9 protein-coding genes and 7 pseudogenes are annotated in these 16,558 nt (G+C 58.4%); 5 read left to right on the forward strand and 11 right to left on the reverse strand.

Features of this window, described 5'->3' with window-relative positions; genetic code table 11:
* Positions 1–21: 21 nt before the first annotated feature.
* Genes rfbA through rfbC form a run of 4 tightly spaced genes read right to left on the reverse strand, consistent with a single transcriptional unit; the run spans position 22 to position 3,440 of the window.
* Positions 22–921, reverse strand: a complete 900-nt coding sequence (gene rfbA, locus NHAM_RS15650; protein ID WP_041358236.1) for a glucose-1-phosphate thymidylyltransferase RfbA — start codon at positions 919–921, stop codon at positions 22–24.
* Complete coding sequence (rfbD, locus tag NHAM_RS15655) at positions 915–1,850, reverse strand: dTDP-4-dehydrorhamnose reductase (RefSeq protein WP_245269916.1); 936 nt, start codon at positions 1,848–1,850, stop codon at positions 915–917. The genes rfbA and rfbD overlap by 7 nt, the downstream gene beginning before the upstream one ends.
* Positions 1,831–2,883 carry a dTDP-glucose 4,6-dehydratase gene (gene rfbB, locus NHAM_RS15660; RefSeq protein WP_011511460.1) on the reverse strand — a complete coding sequence of 351 codons (1,053 nt, stop codon included), beginning with the start codon at positions 2,881–2,883 and terminating at the stop codon, positions 1,831–1,833. Before rfbB ends, rfbD begins: the two co-directional genes overlap by 20 nt.
* Positions 2,884–2,900: 17 nt before the next feature.
* Positions 2,901–3,440, reverse strand: a complete 540-nt coding sequence (rfbC, locus tag NHAM_RS15665) for a dTDP-4-dehydrorhamnose 3,5-epimerase (protein ID WP_245269917.1) — start codon at positions 3,438–3,440, stop codon at positions 2,901–2,903.
* Positions 3,441–3,861: 421 nt separating this feature from the next.
* Here rfbC and NHAM_RS15670 point away from each other — a divergent pair, with 421 nt between their 5' ends.
* Together NHAM_RS15670 and NHAM_RS15675 are read left to right on the forward strand one after the other, a co-directional pair.
* On the forward strand, positions 3,862–6,180 hold the full coding sequence (locus NHAM_RS15670) for a polysaccharide biosynthesis tyrosine autokinase (protein WP_011511462.1): 2,319 nt from the start codon (positions 3,862–3,864) through the stop codon (positions 6,178–6,180).
* A 125-nt stretch (positions 6,181–6,305) separates the two neighbouring features.
* Positions 6,306–7,628, forward strand: coding sequence for a polysaccharide biosynthesis/export family protein (locus tag NHAM_RS15675; protein ID WP_011511463.1), 1,323 nt, complete (start codon positions 6,306–6,308; stop codon positions 7,626–7,628).
* 31 nt (positions 7,629–7,659) lie between these two features.
* On the opposite strand, the pseudogene NHAM_RS28340 reads toward NHAM_RS15675, so the two are convergent.
* Together NHAM_RS28340 and NHAM_RS28345 are read right to left on the reverse strand one after the other, a co-directional pair.
* Positions 7,660–7,794: pseudogene (locus tag NHAM_RS28340) on the reverse strand (IS630 family transposase); the annotation flags it as partial.
* 326 nt (positions 7,795–8,120) lie between these two features.
* Positions 8,121–8,375, reverse strand: a pseudogene (locus tag NHAM_RS28345) (IS110 family transposase); the annotation flags it as partial.
* A 98-nt stretch (positions 8,376–8,473) separates the two neighbouring features.
* Here NHAM_RS28345 and NHAM_RS15685 point away from each other — a divergent pair.
* On the forward strand, positions 8,474–9,589 hold the full coding sequence (locus NHAM_RS15685; RefSeq protein ID WP_011510741.1) for an IS110 family transposase: 1,116 nt from the start codon (positions 8,474–8,476) through the stop codon (positions 9,587–9,589).
* Between the two features lie 298 nt (positions 9,590–9,887).
* Here the strand turns inward: NHAM_RS15685 and tnpC are convergent.
* Together tnpC and NHAM_RS28350 are read right to left on the reverse strand one after the other, a co-directional pair.
* Positions 9,888–10,523, reverse strand: a pseudogene (gene tnpC, locus NHAM_RS15690) (IS66 family transposase); the annotation flags it as partial.
* Position 10,524: 1 nt separating this feature from the next.
* A pseudogene (locus tag NHAM_RS28350) lies at positions 10,525–11,145 on the reverse strand (IS110 family transposase); the annotation flags it as partial.
* 200 nt (positions 11,146–11,345) lie between these two features.
* Between NHAM_RS28350 and NHAM_RS15700 the strand changes: the two are divergent.
* Positions 11,346–12,505 (forward strand): annotated as a pseudogene (locus tag NHAM_RS15700) (IS110 family transposase).
* A 323-nt stretch (positions 12,506–12,828) separates the two neighbouring features.
* Here NHAM_RS15700 and NHAM_RS28355 read toward each other — a convergent pair.
* Together NHAM_RS28355 and NHAM_RS15715 are read right to left on the reverse strand one after the other, a co-directional pair.
* Positions 12,829–13,730: pseudogene (locus tag NHAM_RS28355) on the reverse strand (IS630 family transposase); the annotation flags it as partial.
* A pseudogene (locus NHAM_RS15715) lies at positions 13,681–14,364 on the reverse strand (IS66-like element ISNisp6 family transposase); the annotation flags it as partial. The pseudogenes NHAM_RS28355 and NHAM_RS15715, both read right to left, overlap by 50 nt.
* A gap of 426 nt (positions 14,365–14,790) precedes the next feature.
* Here NHAM_RS15715 and NHAM_RS15720 point away from each other — a divergent pair.
* Positions 14,791–16,263 (forward strand): undecaprenyl-phosphate glucose phosphotransferase, encoded by a 1,473-nt coding sequence (locus tag NHAM_RS15720; protein WP_011511468.1) that lies wholly within the window; start codon positions 14,791–14,793, stop codon positions 16,261–16,263.
* Positions 16,264–16,314: 51 nt separating this feature from the next.
* Here the strand turns inward: NHAM_RS15720 and NHAM_RS15725 are convergent, their stop codons facing one another.
* Positions 16,315–16,491: a hypothetical protein gene (locus tag NHAM_RS15725; RefSeq protein ID WP_157043654.1), complete on the reverse strand. Its 177-nt coding sequence runs from the start codon at positions 16,489–16,491 to the stop codon at positions 16,315–16,317.
* Positions 16,492–16,558: the final 67 nt, after the last annotated feature.

Raw genomic sequence — 16,558 nt, forward strand, 5'->3', positions numbered from 1 at the left:
GTCAGCTCTGAAAACATTGGATCACGAAAAGCCACGCCGTGCTTCGACTCCGCCCGATTCAAGAAGATCCATCAGATAGGTGCCATAACCGCTTTTATCGAGTGATTTCGCAAGGCAGAGCACTTGCTCGCGGTCGATGAACCCCTTGCGAAATGCAATCTCCTCGAGGCACGCCACTTTCATTCCCTGCCTTCGTTCGAGTGTGTGGACGAAGCTCGCAGCATCGATCAGGGATTCGAATGTTCCCGTATCCAGCCAGGCAAATCCCCGACCCATTCGCTCCACATTCAGCGCGCCAGCCGCAAGGTAGCACATCTGCAGATCGGTGATCTCGAGCTCTCCTCGCGCCGACGGCTTGACCTGGGACGCGTAACGCACAACGTCATTGTCAAAGAAATACAGGCCGGTGATCGCCCAGTTCGACCGAGGATTCACCGGCTTCTCTTCAATGCTGAACGGCCGGCCGTTGTCGTCGAAGGCGACGACGCCGTAACGCGCCGGATCGCGCACATGATACGCGAAGACCGTCGCGCCGGACGTGCGTTGTGCAGCGGAGGCCAGCAGTTCCGGCAGGCCGTTGCCAAAGAAAATATTGTCGCCCAGCACCATCGTCACGCGGTCGCGGCCAATGAAATCCGCACCAATAACGAAGGCTTCGGCCAATCCGGCCGGCCGCGCCTGCTCGGCATATGCGAGATGGATACCCCACTGGCTTCCATCACCCAGCAACCGCTCGAACTGATGATGATCCTCGGGGGTCGTAATGACGAGAATGTCACGAATCCCGGCGAGCATCAGGGTCGCCAGCGGATAATAGATCATTGGCTTGTCATAGACCGGCAGCAGTTGTTTGCTGATGCCGCGCGTAATTGGATAGAGCCTGGTTCCGCTGCCGCCTGCGAGAACGATACCTTTCAACATGCTGGCACATCCGCTGGAGCGAGAAGACACGCGAGGCATTCTTCCAGAGAAGAATGCCAGTGCGGAAGCCGAACGCCAAAAACCTGCGCGGCCTTGGAACAGTCGAGACGGGAATTTGCAGGACGACGCGCCGGTGTGGGATAATCGTCGGTGATGATCGCCTGCAGGTCAGGCACCGGCAACCCGCGACGGGCAAGCTGTTCGAAGATCGCCGTCGCGAAATCATGCCAACTGACATCGCCCTGAGCCGTCAAATGATAGATGCCGCCGACAGAACCGTGATCGGCTCGAGCTTGATGCACGATCGTGAGGATCGCCTCCGCGAGATCCAACGCCGACGTCGGCGATCCATACTGGTCGCTGACGACCAGGACCGCTGGCTGCGTGGCGGACAATCGCAGAATGGTCCGCACGAAATTCTGTCCGTACGGGCTGTAGACCCAGGCCGTCCGCAACACGATTGCACCCGGATCGACCTTCAGCACGGCGGCTTCACCCTCTAGCTTCGAACGGCCGTAAACATTAAGCGGACCGGTTTGATCGTCTTCGCGATAGGGCGAATGCTTGCGTCCGTCGAACACATAATCGGTCGAGACGTGGATGAAGGGAATGCCCTGTTCTCTTGCCACAGCGGCCATTCGTCCCGCCGCGTCACGGTTCACTCGATAGGCCCGCTTCGGCTCGGCCTCCGCGCGATCAACCGCTGTATAGGCAGCCGCATTGATGATAGCCGCGGGCGACATCGCGGTAACTGTCTCCGCAAGATCGTCACCCCGTTCGAGATCCAGTTCCGGACGCCCGACCGACACCAACGCGAGATTTCGCCGGATCGCAGCCTCTTGAAGACAACGTGCTAGTTGTCCGCTTTTGCCGACGACGAGGACAGGTCCTCGCAGTCGCGCTTCGAACTCACGCACGAACGAGACCAAGGCGCTCTCCCTTGTAGACATGCGCGCGCGACGGCGCCCACCATGAGCGATTGTCGAGGTACCAATGGACCGTCTGTTCGATTCCCTTTTCAAACGTGCCTTTTGGAGCCCATCCGAGTTCACGGCGCGCCTTCGACGCATCGATCGCGTAGCGCAAATCGTGCCCGGGCCGGTCGGCCACGAACCTTATCAGTGACCGCCTCTCGTCGGGCGCAGGCATCATGCAATCGAGGGTGTCGCAAATCAACTCGACGACCTCGAGATTGGTCCGCTCGCTGTTTCCGCCGAAATTGTATTTCTCTCCCGGGCTGCCGCACCTGAGGAGAGCGATCAACCCATCGGCATGATCGTCGACATAGAGCCAGTCACGGACATTTCTTCCGCGGCCATAGATCGGCAGCGGCTTGCACTCGATGGCGTTCAGGATGGCCAATGGAATAAGTTTTTCAGGAAATTGGTACGGACCGTAATTGTTCGAACAATTCGAAATGATGACTGGCAACTCATATGTCTTAAACCAGGCGTGCGCGAGATGATCGGAAGCCGCCTTGCTGGCAGAATAAGGCGAACTCGGCCGATAGGAGGTCTCTTCACAAAACAGGCCGGCAGCGCCAAGTGAGCCATAGACTTCATCAGTCGAGACATGGACGAAGCGAAACCGGTCGCGTCTTTCGGGCGTCAGCCGGTCGTAATATTTTCGTGCCGCCTCGAGCATGTTGTATGTTCCGACGACATTCGTGTTGATGAAGGCCGACGGACCAGTAATCGAGCGATCGACGTGACTTTCTGCTGCGAGATGGATCGTTGCATCCGGCTCATACTTCGCGAAAACACCTTCCACATCCGCACGGTCGCAGATATCCACTTGCTCGAACGCGTAGCCGGGCTCTCCGGCGAGCGCATCCAGCGAGCGTAGATTGGCCGCGTAGGTAAGCTTGTCGATGTTGACGACGGCCGTCCCGTAGCCCAAGACAAGGCGACGGCAGACCGCTGAACCGATGAAACCTGCCCCACCCGTCACCAACACACGCATCGGGCCGCCCTCCACTGCTATTCGAAAACCGGGGCAAGATCGACCAACATCGGCAGCCCGCGATCCTTCTCAGACAAATTCGCCTCTGCCGAAGCAACAGGCCATTCAATTCCCAATCTGGAGTCGGCCCAGTTGACCCCGCTGTCATGCGCAGCCGAATAGACCTGATCGACCTTGTAAAAGACGACCGTATCGGGCTCGAGCGTGCAAAAGCCATGGGCAAAGCCTGCCGGAACGAGGAGTTGCTCGTTACTCTCACTGCTCAGCTCCATTGCAACATGCCTCCCAAAGCTTGACGACGAGCGGCGGAGATCGACAGCCACATCCAAAATGCTGCCGCGTAGCACACGAACCAACTTCGTCTGAGCGAAAGGCGGCCGTTGAAAGTGCAGGCCACGAACGGTTCCTGGTCGATCGGAGCTCGATTGATTGTCCTGGAGAAAATCGCAATCAAGGCCTTGCGCAGCAAAGTCCGCGCGCTGGAACGTCTCGCAAAAATATCCTCGGGTGTCGGAAAATCGTGGCGTCCTGATCAGCTTGACATCAGGAATTGCCAAACAATGCACCTCCAGCCGCCTCCGCACTCCCTTGCCATCGGAACACAGCACACTCCTGTCGTCGGAAGGGAAAAGCTGGGACACTTCACACAACAAACCCACTATCACCTCCCGCTCTGCATCTTAGATGAAAGGCCCGGTTATAACCGATAACCATTTAAAAAATAAGAATTAAATAATCCATCGCTCGACAACGGATGCAATTTTATCGTGCGCGGTAACAACGATTTATTTCAAGGAGTTTCGCCAAACCCCAAGACGTCAGACGCATTCAAAGCTCGAATTAATTCTAAACCACCACTATTTAATTTAAGCAACCACTTTCTTTATATGTTGCATTGGTATTTAATCGACCACAGGCATCGAAAACCAATCATTTCCGGCGCTTCAACATTTATCGGCCGGAGCCTGGGGCACCCTGATGCAACAGACCAATATAACGCAGAATGACCGAACTCACGCGTTGCTCGACAGCGTCATGCCGCGGGAGCAAGCCGAAGAAGGCGGCCTCGGCGAAACCGTCAACTTCGCACTGGGATTTTTGCGACGGCAATATGCGGTGATTATATTCACTGCCGCGCTCGCCCTGGCGGCGAGCACAATCTATTTGCGGATCACGCCACCGACATATACTGGGCAGGTCAAGATTCTGTTCGAAAATCCGAAGGCTCAATTTGTCCAGCAACAGTCCGTGCTGGCCGAAATACCGATCGACAACGCGCAACTTGAAACCCAGATTCAGATATTGAAGTCAAAAGCCGTCGCAACTTCGGTCATCAATCAGCTCGGGCTGGCTGATGATCCGGATTTCAAGGCTTCGGGTCGACCGTTGCTTTCCGTCTTACGGGGCATCCGGGGGTGGTTCGGCAGTGCACCGGCGGATGTTCAGGTCGGGCGGCAGGGCGTGCTGATGGACGGCCTCGTTGCTGCTTTTAACAACCGGCTGTCGGCTGTCCGGCTTGGCTACAGCACTGTGATCGAAATCAGTTTTAGCGCCAGCAATGCAGAACGGGCCGCGGAGATCGCGAATGCAGTTGCCAACGCCTATGTTACTGACAAGCTCAACGCGAAGTTCGAAGCAAATCGCATCGCAACGAGCTGGCTGCAGGACCGCCTCAAGGCGTTGGGCCAGCAGGCTCTGACAGCAGAACGTGCGGTCAACGCATTCAAGTCCCAGAACAACATCGTTGCCGCGGACGGCAAGCTCATGGACGAGCAGCAGGTCACCGAGCTTAACAGTCGCCTGGTCGCCGCACGAGCACAGACATCTGATGCATTGGCACGTCTGGACAGATTTAAGACTATTCTTCGTCAGAACGACGCGAATACTGCAAATGCCAGCCTCGACGCCTCTGTTTCGGAAGCGTTGAGCAGCCCCATCATCAATAATCTGCGACAACAGTATCTGGAACTTTCAAGACGCGAGAGAGATTGGTCCGCCCGCTTCGGCCGCAACCACCTGGCGGTCGTGAATCTGCGCACCCGAATGCGCGATCTGCGTACGTCGATTCTGGATGAAGTGCGCCGGCTCTCCGAAACCGCCAGGAGCGATTACGAGGCCGCCAAGCAACGGCAAGGGGCCATTGAAAAGCAGCTTTCGCAAGCAGTATCGCGGTCCCGGACGACAAATTCCGCTGAAGCGACCATGCGCGAGCTCGAGACCAGCGCCAAAAGCTATCGCAGTCTGTATGAGAGCTTCTTGCAGCGCTACATGGGGGCAGTCCAGCAAGAGTCATTCCCCATCACCGAGGCGCGGGTGATTTCACCCGCATCGCCACCTCAGAGCAAAAGCAAGCCGAAGTCTATTCTTGTCATGATACTTGGCCTTCTCGGTGGCTTGGCTCTGGGAACAGGACTTGCGTTCCTTCGAGACATGCTGGATCGGGTTTTCCGCACCAGCGCACAGGTTGAGGCGATGCTGCATATGCCTTGCGTTTCCCTGGTGCCACTCCTGAAAGCTGCCGAACCCAAGCAGTTGCATGAACACGCCGACAAGGCATCGGACCAGGGAACGATCGTGCGTCGCTCCGGAGTTTATTGGGCCGCATCCGACATGCCGTTATCGCGCTTTGCCGAGTCGATTCGCTCGATCAAGCTGGCCGTCGATCTGAATGTGACAAATTCATCCAACAAGGTCGTCGGCATCACGTCCTCGCTCCCGAATGAGGGCAAATCGACGATCACTGCCGCATTGGCCCAACTCATGGCTCACGCGGGCGCGCGCGTTATCCTCGTGGACTGCGATCTCAGAAACCCTTCGCTGTCCTGTAATCTGGCCCCTCACGCAAGCGTCGGCCTTGTCGAGGTGATTTCCGGCGAATGTCCTCTGGATGAGGCGATCTGCAAGGATCCCAAGACGAACCTTTCCTTCCTGCCAACGGTCAAGAAACAGCCGCTGTTCCACGCTTGCGAGATGCTCTCGGCCGCGACCACCAAACATTTGTTCGATCACCTACGGGCGACCTACGATTATATCGTGGTCGATCTTCCGCCGCTGGCCCCGATTGTTGACGTACGAGCGACTGCGCCGCTGATAGACTGCTTCGTTTTGGCAATAGAATGGGGACGCACCAAGACAGACGTCGTGCAGCACGCCCTCCATACTGCCCCAAGTGTGCATGCCGCCCTCATCGGCGCCGTGCTCAACAAGACGAACATGCAAGCCATCAGGCGCTACGATAATTATCACAACGATTATTATAGCAATAAGCACTTTGCTCGGTACGGCTACACAGCATAACCGGTGTTATTGGCCTCATTAAATCGGAGGCCGGCGCTCCAATCTCCCGAATTAATTAGTGAATTCGGTAGAAGCCCAGTGTGGCAGACCGGCAACAAGCTTTGGTTTTTCGCTCCGCGACAGCCATGAAGCTCTGGCCTGAATCAGTCTGGAATGCGAAGTTGCTGCCAGTTACCGCTAGCGCAGGGGATTTGGCTCTGTCCGGCACGAAGCCTCGGTGGGCTAAAGTCAGAAATATCAGCTTGGCTCTCGCCGCACTTTCTTGCGGCGGTTGCACAGTTGTGCCCACCACCGGCCCGCAGAGCACGGACATCCGCATGGGCCAGGCAGGCGAACAACCGGAAAGCCTTCCCTATGCCCTCGTGAAGTTAAACCCAGATGTTGTTCGGATTCTGGCTCAATTTACGCCAAAGCTGTCCAGCGCATTCGCAAACCGATCCCCTCCCACGGCATTTCGCTTCGGGATTGGCGATACCATCAGTGTGACAATTTTTGAGGCCGCCGCGGGCGGCCTGTTCATCCCCGTCGAAGCCGGTGTGCGTCCGGGTAATTTTGTTACAATCCCTAACCAGGCGGTCGATAACAACGGCAATATTTCTGTGCCCTACGCGGGGGCTGTTCGCGCAAAAGGCAAGACACCCGTTGAGGTTCAACAGGCGATCGTCTCAGCCCTTAGCAACCGCGCCATCGAGCCTCAGGCGGTGGTGTCGCTTGTCGATCAGCGAACGTCACTGATCAGCGTGCTGGGCGATGTTCATTCCGCCGGCCGCTTCCCTGCAAGCGCCTCCGGCGAACGCGTTCTGGATGTGATCGCGCGGGCGGGCGGCCCCAGCACGCAAGGTTACGACACATGGGTAACACTTGAACGCGCAGGACACCGCGCGAGCGTCCCATTTGGCGCGCTGGTCTATGAGCCGTCGAACAATATCTATGTTCTTCCGAACGATACGATCTATCTTTACAATCAGCCGCAGACCTTCGTCGCGTTCGGCGCCGCCGGGACGCAGGGACAATACAAGTTCGATGCGTGGCGGATTTCACTCGCAGAAGCCGTCGGAAAACATGGAGGCCTCAACGATTCGCTTGCCGATCCTGGGTCCGTATTTCTTTATCGCGGTGAAACCCGGGAGGTCGCCGAGCGACTTGGGGTCGATTGCTCAAGATTTCAAGGACCAATTATTCCGATCATTTACAACGTGAACTTGCGGGATCCTTCCGGATACTTCCTGGCTCAGGCATTCGACATTCGGAACAAGGACGTGATCTACACGTCGAACTCTCCCTTGGTGGAAACGACGAAGTTCCTGAGTTTTCTGAGAACTATTATGGCTACCGCCAACGACCCGATCGTCTACGCAACGAATGCCTACGCGTTGAAGGCGGCAATCAACGGGGTTGCTCCAACAACGATTGTTAATCCCCCGACCCCCATCGCCGTCACCCGCTAATACCAAGACTTGTTGATCAAAACCGGTACGCTCAATCACGCATTCCGATGAACATAATGCGCCAAGGCTGATCGATTAGCCTGTTCCAGGTGTAGCAGCAGTGATCGACGATATCTTCGTAGGACTTGAACACGCGGTTCGACAACCAATTGTCGCGCATGAACTCTTATGTTCGTAGTCAAGCCATTTGGACGTAAAAGGCCGATCGGGGCGATTGGCCTCGGTGGCAGAGGATAAAGCTATTGCGCGGAGCAGGAGGCAGGGTCGATAAGGCGACGGTTGAGCAGACTCTGGATGCGCGGGTTGGGTACCGCATTTCCGTATGTTCGTCCGGAGCTGCCTCGATCTGCCAACGGGCATCGATAACGTGTCATCGGCCACACAATTCATTCGAGGATTCCCCACCAAGGCCCTGCCTCCAGCATCGCGCAATCGCAATTGGCAGGTCTTCGATTCTGCCCTCCGTTAGAAAGCGTGAGCCGCCCTATCTGCTCAGCATGCCGCGCCTTGTTTGGGCTGAGGCGGTTCGACTTCTTGGCCGATTGCCCATAGGAACGCCGACATTTCTCGGGCGATTGCTGTGGTGACAACAGTTTGCCGTTTCCCTACCGCCGCCAACCTTCGGTAACGGGCGCATAAACGAAGCTGCGCTTTCCATGCGATCGCCCGTACATTCTTGGGCAAGCGCTCCTGCCGCACCTCCAGAGGCCGGCTTAGCCGGGCCGCATATCGATAGGTCGTAAGACCGTATGTCCGTCTTCGATGGTGAGGTGGCTCGCCCTACACTGCGCGTCCGAGGGTTGCTCGGGCAGGCCGAGCCGATCCTCACCACAGGAGGACGAGCCGTGCAGGATTATAGAGAAGCTTTTGTCGGGATCGATGTTGCCAAACTGAAGAATGCGGTCGCGGTTGCAGACGGCGGCCGAAACGGAGAGATCCGTTATTTCGGTGAAGTCGAGTCATCGGACGCGAGTATGCGCCGGGCGATCCAGCGAATCGCCTCAAGATTTGACCACGTATATTTTTGTTATGAGGCTGGTCCCACCGGTTATGGCCTATATCGGTTGATCCGTTCGCTCGGTTACGACTGCTTAGTGGTCGCCCCGTCGTTAATCCCAAGGAAGCCGGGCGATCGGGTGAAGACAAACCGGCGGGACTCGCTATCGCTCGCCCGGCTGTTGAGGGCCGGCGAGCTGACGGCGGTATGGGTTCCGGACGAGGGTCATGAGGCCATGCGGGATCTTGTGCGCGCTCGTGCGGCCGCCGTCGAGACATTACGCGTGCATCGGCAGCAGATCAGCGCTTTCATGCTCAAGCATGGCCGTATCTATCCCCGCAAGAAGGGCTGGACGATGCGCTACCTGCGCTGGCTGCAGGAACAGAAGTTTGAACATCCCGCCCATCAGATCGCTCTCCAGGAAATGGTTGAGGCGGTCCGCATCTCGAAAGAACGAGTGGAAAGACTGGAAAGGGTGATCGAGGAGTTTGTGCCCGAGTGGTCTCTCGCGCCGGTCGTCCGGGCGTTGCAGACATTGCGCGGCGTAGATCTGATCGTCGCCGTGACATTCACCACCGAAGTCGGCGATGTACGTCGGTTTGAGAGCCCTCGTCAATTAATGGGCTATCTCGGTCTCGTTCCCGGAGAACGATCAACCGGAGAGACAGTCAGACAGAGCGGCATTACCAAGGCCGGAAACGGCCGCGTTCGGCACATGCTTGTCGAAAGTGCATGGACCTATCGGCATCCGCCCCGCGTCGGCAAGGTGAAACTTTACCGGCTTGAGCAAGCGCCGCAAGCGGTGCGCGAGATCGCATGGAAAGCGCAGAGCCGATTGACCGCACGTTACCGGATGTTGATCGGACGGGGCAAGCGGACGACGGTAGTCTGCACGGCGATCGCTCGCGAATTGGTCGGCTTCATGTGGGCCGTTGCAAGGGAGGCGCAGCCGAGGTTGCAATAGATCGTCATGAAGAACAAGATCATCTCGCGTATGGGCGGGGGCGGAACGACGGCAGGGGAATGCCCGTCAGACGCTTTGTGGCCGGCAATGACCGACGCCCGCAGTAAGATAGGAACAGCCCCGGACGCATAATCGGGAATGCGGTATCCAACCCGCGCATCAGAGCTTGATCACCGACGTCCTACAGTTCCGCCCCCACCCATGCGCGACCATCAGATTGAACTGCCATTCCTCGTAAGGGACGAAGGGGCGATATTGCACGCTTGGTGTATTGACAGCGGACATCAGAGCGGTGTTCTCAGGCCACGTCCCGGAGCGCCGGGGCCACGGGATAGGCCCATGGCAGCAGATCGTCGATTTGGCTGTTCGGGTGAGCGTTGACGATCTTTGTGATGACGTCGGCGAGATAGGCGTGCGGTTCGATGCCCATGAGTTTGCAGGTCTCGATTAGCGAGGCGATGACGGCCCAATGCTCGCCGCCGCCGTCGGAGCCAGCGAACAGAGCGTTCTTACGGCTCAGGGCAATCGGCCGGATCGCGCGTTCGACGGTATTGGAGTCGATCTCGATGCGGCCGTCATCGAGGAAGCGCGTTAGACCTTCCCAGCGCGACAGGGCATAGCGGATGGCCTCAGCCAGTTTGCTCTTCTGGCTGATCAGGCCAAGCTTGGCGCGCAGCCAGGGTTCAAGCTCATCGATGATCGGCCGGCTCCTTTGCTGCCTGGCGTCGCGCCTTTCCTCGGCGCCGCGGCCACGGATATCGCTCTCGATGGCATAGAGTCCGGCGATGCGTTCGAGCGCCTCGCTGGCGATCGGCGCCGGCCCGGCCGCGGCGAGTTCGTAGAAGCGTCGGCGCACATGGGCCCAACAGAATGCCAGTCGCACGTCACCACGCTCGGCGAGTACGCGATAGCCGGCGTAGCCATCGACCTGAAGGGCAGCCTCTCAAGTCGCGCCTCGGTATCTTCGATGGATTGACGATATTCGCGAAGAACAAGGTATTGAGCACGATGAGAAAAGGTGAGGTTTGACAGCCAACGTGTATGCACCTTCGTCCAAGGTCGGCGACCGGCATAAATTCGCCCATGACGCAGCAGGAACGACTGCAAATGCTGTCGTTTCTCGCGTAATTCAAGCATGGCGGCTTCTCGGGCGCGCACCAGATCGCGTACGGCTTCGTGCTCCGCGTCTGGGACCCAGATCGCCGTCAATTCGCCAGCGCGATGGAGCCGGGCCAAGGACACCGCATCTCGACGATTTGTTTTAACCCGTTCTCCCGGTCGCTTCGGTGTTCAAGGACGGCGCGATGACAACGCACTCCTGCTCGAGATCGGTGAGCTGGCGGTACAATCCGTAGCCGGTTGGCCCTGCGTCGTAGCAGAAATGCAGTTTTTGATATCTTCCGGTCAGCTTGGTCACGAGACGCCGCACAGCGTCAGGCGCATTTTTCTATGCCGCCAAAGAAGCGGATTTCTCCCTGACGGCCTTCATCGGCCAAAGCCACGGAAATTTTCAATTTGGACGTATCAAGCCCCACAAACGCGCCTTCTTTATGCATAACTCCAGTCCTCCTGCTCGGGGCTGAAGACCGGCCTCCGGCCAGCCGCCGCAAGAAGTTTGGGCGAGCGGCCGCCGCATGGGCAACGAACATACGGTCTGCCAGACATTTTCCTGCGGATTAAGATCCTATGGAGAGGTGAATAGCGACCGACACTCTGCCAGGGTTAAGTCGTCAACAGCCCACCCAGGAGGCCCGCAATGCAAGTCTCAGAACGCCGTTCCGAAACGCCGACCGCCATTCACGTTGATCTTGCCGCTATCTTTGTTTCGTTGGAACTCTCTCGTTCGAAATGGCTGGTCACGTCTCTGTCGCCAGGCGCGCGCGAGCGCATGTCAAAGTTCGTCGTTCCAGGCGGGGATGTTCCAGGATTGCTGGCTCGTCTTGCCGAACTGCAGCGCAAGGCGAAGGCCCGCGCCGGTAGCGGCTTTCGAGTCGTATCAATCCAGGAGGCCGGTTTAGATGGGTTCTGGATCCATAGGATCCTCGAGCGCGAAGGAATCGAGAGCTACGTCGTCGATCCGGCGTCCATTGCGACATCACGTCGCCGCCGTCGGGCGAAGACCGACGAGATCGACGGCGAAGCACTGGTGCGAGCGCTGCTTGCTTACAAACGCGGCGAGCCCCGAGTTTGTGCGATGCTGCGTGTACCAACGCCAGAAGAGGAAGATCGCCGTCGCCTGGTGCGCGAGCGCAAGACGCTGACCAACGAGCGGGTAAGGCACGTCAACAGGGTGAAGGGCCTGCTGTTCGGTCAGGGCGTCTGCGGTTACCAGCCGCTCAACCGCGACCGACGCAAGCGCCTTGAGGAGCTCGTGACAGGCGATGGCAGGCCATTACCGCCAGCGCTAAAGGCGCAGATCAGCCGCGAGCTCGATCGGATCGAACTGTTGATCGAGCAGATCAAAGATATCGAAAAGACCCGCGAAGCCATGATGGTGGCAGCCGGGACGTCATCGCCAGCGCCAGCGCTGTTGCTCAATCTCAAGGGGATCGGCCCGCAGTTTGCCGCCGTCATATGGTCGGAAGGACTATCGCGCCACTTCGACAATCGAAGACAGGTCGCGGCTTATGCGGGTCTTGCGCCGACCCCTTGGCAGAGTGGAAAGGTTGATCGCGACCAAGGGGTGTCGAAATCAGGCAATCCCAGGCTGCGAACGACGCTCATCCAACTGGCCTGGCTCTGGCTGCGGCATCAGCCTGACTCTGCGCTCACCGCCTGGTTCAAAGAGCGCGTGACGCAGAACGGTGGCCGCCTGAAGAATGCGACAATCGTGGCGCTTGCCCGCAAGCTGCTCGTGGCGATGTGGAATACGTCAACGCCGGCGTCGTCATCGAAGGTGCTGTGCTGACGACATGACGGCAGATTAAGCACCTTCGGAATTAGTTTATGTCATCTCCCAAGACTGGTCGGTCCTACTGGTCGGTCCTGGCAGATTCTTGGTAGACGAACCGGCCTGGAACATGGCCTAAAAAGCCGCGATTAAGAATGGTGTCGTCATCTTGGGCTCAAATCCGTCGCACGCGGGATGTTGGTACAGGTGTCGTTGCCCCTGACCGTATATAAGTTGGATCTGGTTCGTTCTCGAGCCGCGTCATGCAGCTGAGCTCACCCCATTGATCTACAGATACTCAGGAATGTCTTCAGAATGTCGCCGTAGCCAGCGCTTTTCCGTTGCATCTCAGCGGCAGGATCGTGATGTTGGGTGGAACGATCAACCGGCTCGACAGATGCCAGCCGGCCTGGTCGAGCAGCAAGATGGCATGCTTGCCTGGCGCGACCTCGGTCGCGATTTCGGCCAGATGCAGGTTCATCGCCGCGGTGTTGCATGCGGGCAGGACGAGGGCTGCACCCTTGCCGTCCTTCGGGCAGATCACGCCGAAGATGTAAGTGGAGGCGGTTCGCTGGTCGCGCGGCGCCGAAGGCCGCGTTCCGCGCCGCGCCCAACGTCGCGTGATCTTGTTCTTCTGGCCGATGCGCGCCTCGTCGCCAAACCATATTTCTATATCGGCTGGATCGACGCTCTTGTCCTTCGCAATTTCCGCCACTCGGGCTGGGAGGGTTTTTTAAAATTCTCGATCGCACCCTCGGCTGGCGCATGATGGCGCGGACGGGCGCTGAGCTTGCGATAGCCCATGCCGCGCAGCTCCCGGCTCAGAGTCTGCTTGGAGACTGTGACCCTGAACTCCTCATACAGCCGCTGGCAGAGATCGACGATGCGCCAACGGACGACGCCGTGAATAGCAGGGATCGGCCCGCTTTCGATCACGGCGGCCAACGCCTGACGATGCTCGTCCTTGAGCCGGGACGGTTGCCCGGGCGCCTTGCGATCGAAAAGGCCGTCCGGGCCGAAGGCATTGAACTTCATCACCCAGTCGCGAACAATTTGCACACCCACTCCGCCGATCCTGGCTGCTTCCGTCCGCGTCGCACCGTCGTAGATCGCGGCCAGAGCCAGAAGTCGCCGCGCCTGCGGCCCGTCTTTCGACCGCCTGGCAGCGGACCGTGTCGTCTGTGCGTTGAAATCAGCCCGGCGCGCGCCGCTCATCGGCGCAGCGGCCCCGGCATTGGGTCTCGACGGCATAGAGATCGACAATGCGTTTGAGCGCATCGCTGGCGATCGGTGCCGGACCGGCGACGGCAAGCTCGTAGAAGCGCCGGCGCACGTGGGCCCAGCAGAACGCGAGCCGCACATCGCCGCGTTCGGCGAGGGCGCGATAGCCGGCAAAGCCGTCTACCTGCAGGATGCCGGTGAAGCCGGCACGATGAGCGATCGGCCGCTCCGCCTTGCGGTCGGGCGCATAGAGGTAAGCTACGCCCGGTGGATCGGCCCCGCCCCAAGGGCGATCATCGCGTGCGTAGGCCCAGAGCTGGCCGATCTTGGTACGCCCGCGGCCGGGATCGAGCACCGGCGCCGTGGTCTCGTCGGCGAACAGCTTGGTCGAGGTCTTCAAAGTAGCGAGCAGGCGCTCATGCACCGGCCGCAGCAACCAGGCGGCGCGGCCGACCCAGTCGGCCAATGTCGAGCGGTCAAGTATGATGCCCTGCCGGGCGTAGATCTGGGATTGGCGGTAGAGCGGCAAGTGATCGGCGTATTTGGAGACAAGGACCTGCGCCACTGTCGCTTCGGTCGGCAATCCGCCCTCGATCAGCCGTGCTGGCGCCGGAGCCTGCAGCACCACCTCTTCGCAGGCCCGACAGGCATACTTCGGCCGGCGCCGCCCACGACCCAGAATGGCCTGCTGGCGCCAGGGGCCTGGATCGCCCGCCGTCCCCGCGCGCATCCAACCGGTCTTGCGCGGCTCATCTCCGAGCAAACCTTCCAGGAACAGACCGGCATTCGCCGCAACACGCAGTTGTGTGAACAACGGACGTATCCGCTGCTTGATTGCTCGAAGCGACGCCGCCCACAACGCAAGCGCCTCCTCAATCGACGCTGCGTGCGTCCACGATCTCCGAATCATGGGTTGCCCATGGATTCAGACGCCCCTCAAAAAAGCAACGGTAATGCTAGGCGACCACGGTTAATGGTGATTTAATGACATATCCGAAATTATTTAATATATTATTCTCTTGCTAAATTAAATTATTAATGGTTAATTTAATCTGATTTAAATAAGGCCGGTCCCCCGAGGGCCCAGCAAATGAGTTTTGTAAAGCGTGACATAGATGTAACGGATAGCGCTGTTGTTAGCGAACTGACGGAGAAGTCAGTTTCGGCGCACAAATGGCCAATCAGTTACGGTTCTATCGAATTCATTTCCGCTGCAGCTGATGTTGCTGTCATTTTTTCGGCAAGCACGCTCGCTGGAGTGATCTATCATATTCAGGCCTACGGCACGCCGGGCGATATCGTCCAGTATTTCGGTTCAGCCGCCCTCGTCTCCGCCCTCTTCGTTTCGCTGATGATTAGCCGTCGGATGTACAAGCCAGCAGCATTGCTGGCGCTCCGCAGCCAACTCTCCACCATTTTTCTGCTTTGGGCAGCCGTGTTCTCTCTGCTCGCCGGAACGGTTTTTGCCCTGAAAGTGAGCACCGAGGTTTCGCAAGGCGCGAGCTTGCTCTTTGCTGCGCTCGGCCTGACCGCGCTGACCGCCCACCGCATTTTTTGGCGGAGCCTCCTGACCAAAGGTATAACGAACAGGCGTTTCTCCGGCCGCAGGATCGTATTGATCACCGATTGCGGCCAGCGCGCGGAAACAAACCTTGCGCAGACGTTGACGAGCCTCGGCTTCAGGCTGGAGCGGCATTTCACCCTGCCGCTTCCGGAGCGAGGCGGCCGTCATCGCGCAGACATCATTTCAACCGCGATCGAATGTGTCCGCGGATCCGAAGTGGAAGAAATCATTGTGGGTGCCGACCTAAAGCACTGGAAGGAATTGCGCAGCCTGATCGCGAAGCTTCGGATACTGCCTTTCCCGGTCAACGTGATCCCTGTGGGCACCGCCTCGGAGATATTCAACCAACCCTCCCATGAGCTTGGAAATTCCGTCTGTGTTGAGGTTCAGCGCGGGCCGCTGACGCCAATGGAGTACGCGGCGAAGCGATGCATTGATACCGTAGCCGCCGGGGCTGGCCTGCTGGCACTATCACCCTTGCTTGCGGTCGTCGCGATCACGATCAAACTGGACTCACCAGGGCCCGTTCTTTTCCGGCAACGCCGGCGCGGATTTAACGGGGGATGCTTCCAGATCTACAAATTCCGGACAATGTCTGTGCTTGAAGATGGTCCAACGATTGCGCAGGCTCAATGCTCCGACAGCAGAGTTACGCCTTTGGGGAAATGGCTGCGCCGCACCAGCATTGATGAACTACCTCAGTTGCTCAACGTGCTGGAAGGCAGCATGTCGCTTGTTGGCCCCCGCCCCCACGCGCTGGCACATGACACGCAATTTGACAAGGTTGTTCGAAATTATGCATTTCGACACCGCGTCAAACCAGGTCTGACAGGCTGGGCTCAGGTGAACGGCTGTCGGGGTCCAACGCCGACGCCGAGGGATATCGAACGGCGCGTCGAGCATGATCTCTGGTACATCGACAACTGGAGCTTCGGACTCGACCTCGCCATCATGCTTCAAACCATTGTCGAAGTCATGCGCGGCCGCAACGCATACTGAAGTGGCCGCGTCGTCGCAAGCTTGCCTGCCCGCTGGCGTTGCCCAGAGGGACTATCTGCGCCGGGCGCCAGCTCGATCAGAGGGTATTGCATCCATTAGCAGCGCATCTTCGATGTGCTTCAGCACATCAACTTCCGATCGCTCGGATGCCTCGCGATCCTTCTTGCGCTTCAGAACAGACGTGGCGTTCACCTCTGCCTCGACAAGACTCCAATTGATGTTACTCATCAGGCTCTCCGCACAGCGGCCCAAGCCTCCGATTAAATACAGCAACTTTCCTGCAGGCGATTGAAAC

This window comes from Nitrobacter hamburgensis X14, from assembly GCF_000013885.1.
Taxonomy (GTDB): Bacteria; Pseudomonadota; Alphaproteobacteria; order Rhizobiales; family Xanthobacteraceae; genus Nitrobacter; species Nitrobacter hamburgensis.

Excerpts from the sequence above, each read along its gene's own strand:
- rfbA (WP_041358236.1), bottom strand. The coding sequence starts at position 921 with ATGTTGAAAGGTATCGTTCTCGCAGGCGGCAGCGGAACCAGGCTCTAT.
- rfbB (WP_011511460.1), bottom strand. The coding sequence starts at position 2,883 with ATGCGTGTGTTGGTGACGGGTGGGGCAGGTTTCATCGGTTCAGCGGTC.
- NHAM_RS15670 (WP_011511462.1), top strand. The coding sequence starts at position 3,862 with ATGCAACAGACCAATATAACGCAGAATGACCGAACTCACGCGTTGCTC.
- NHAM_RS15675 (WP_011511463.1), top strand. The coding sequence starts at position 6,306 with ATGAAGCTCTGGCCTGAATCAGTCTGGAATGCGAAGTTGCTGCCAGTT.
- NHAM_RS15720 (WP_011511468.1), top strand. The coding sequence starts at position 14,791 with ATGAGTTTTGTAAAGCGTGACATAGATGTAACGGATAGCGCTGTTGTT.
- NHAM_RS15725 (WP_157043654.1), bottom strand. The coding sequence starts at position 16,491 with ATGAGTAACATCAATTGGAGTCTTGTCGAGGCAGAGGTGAACGCCACG.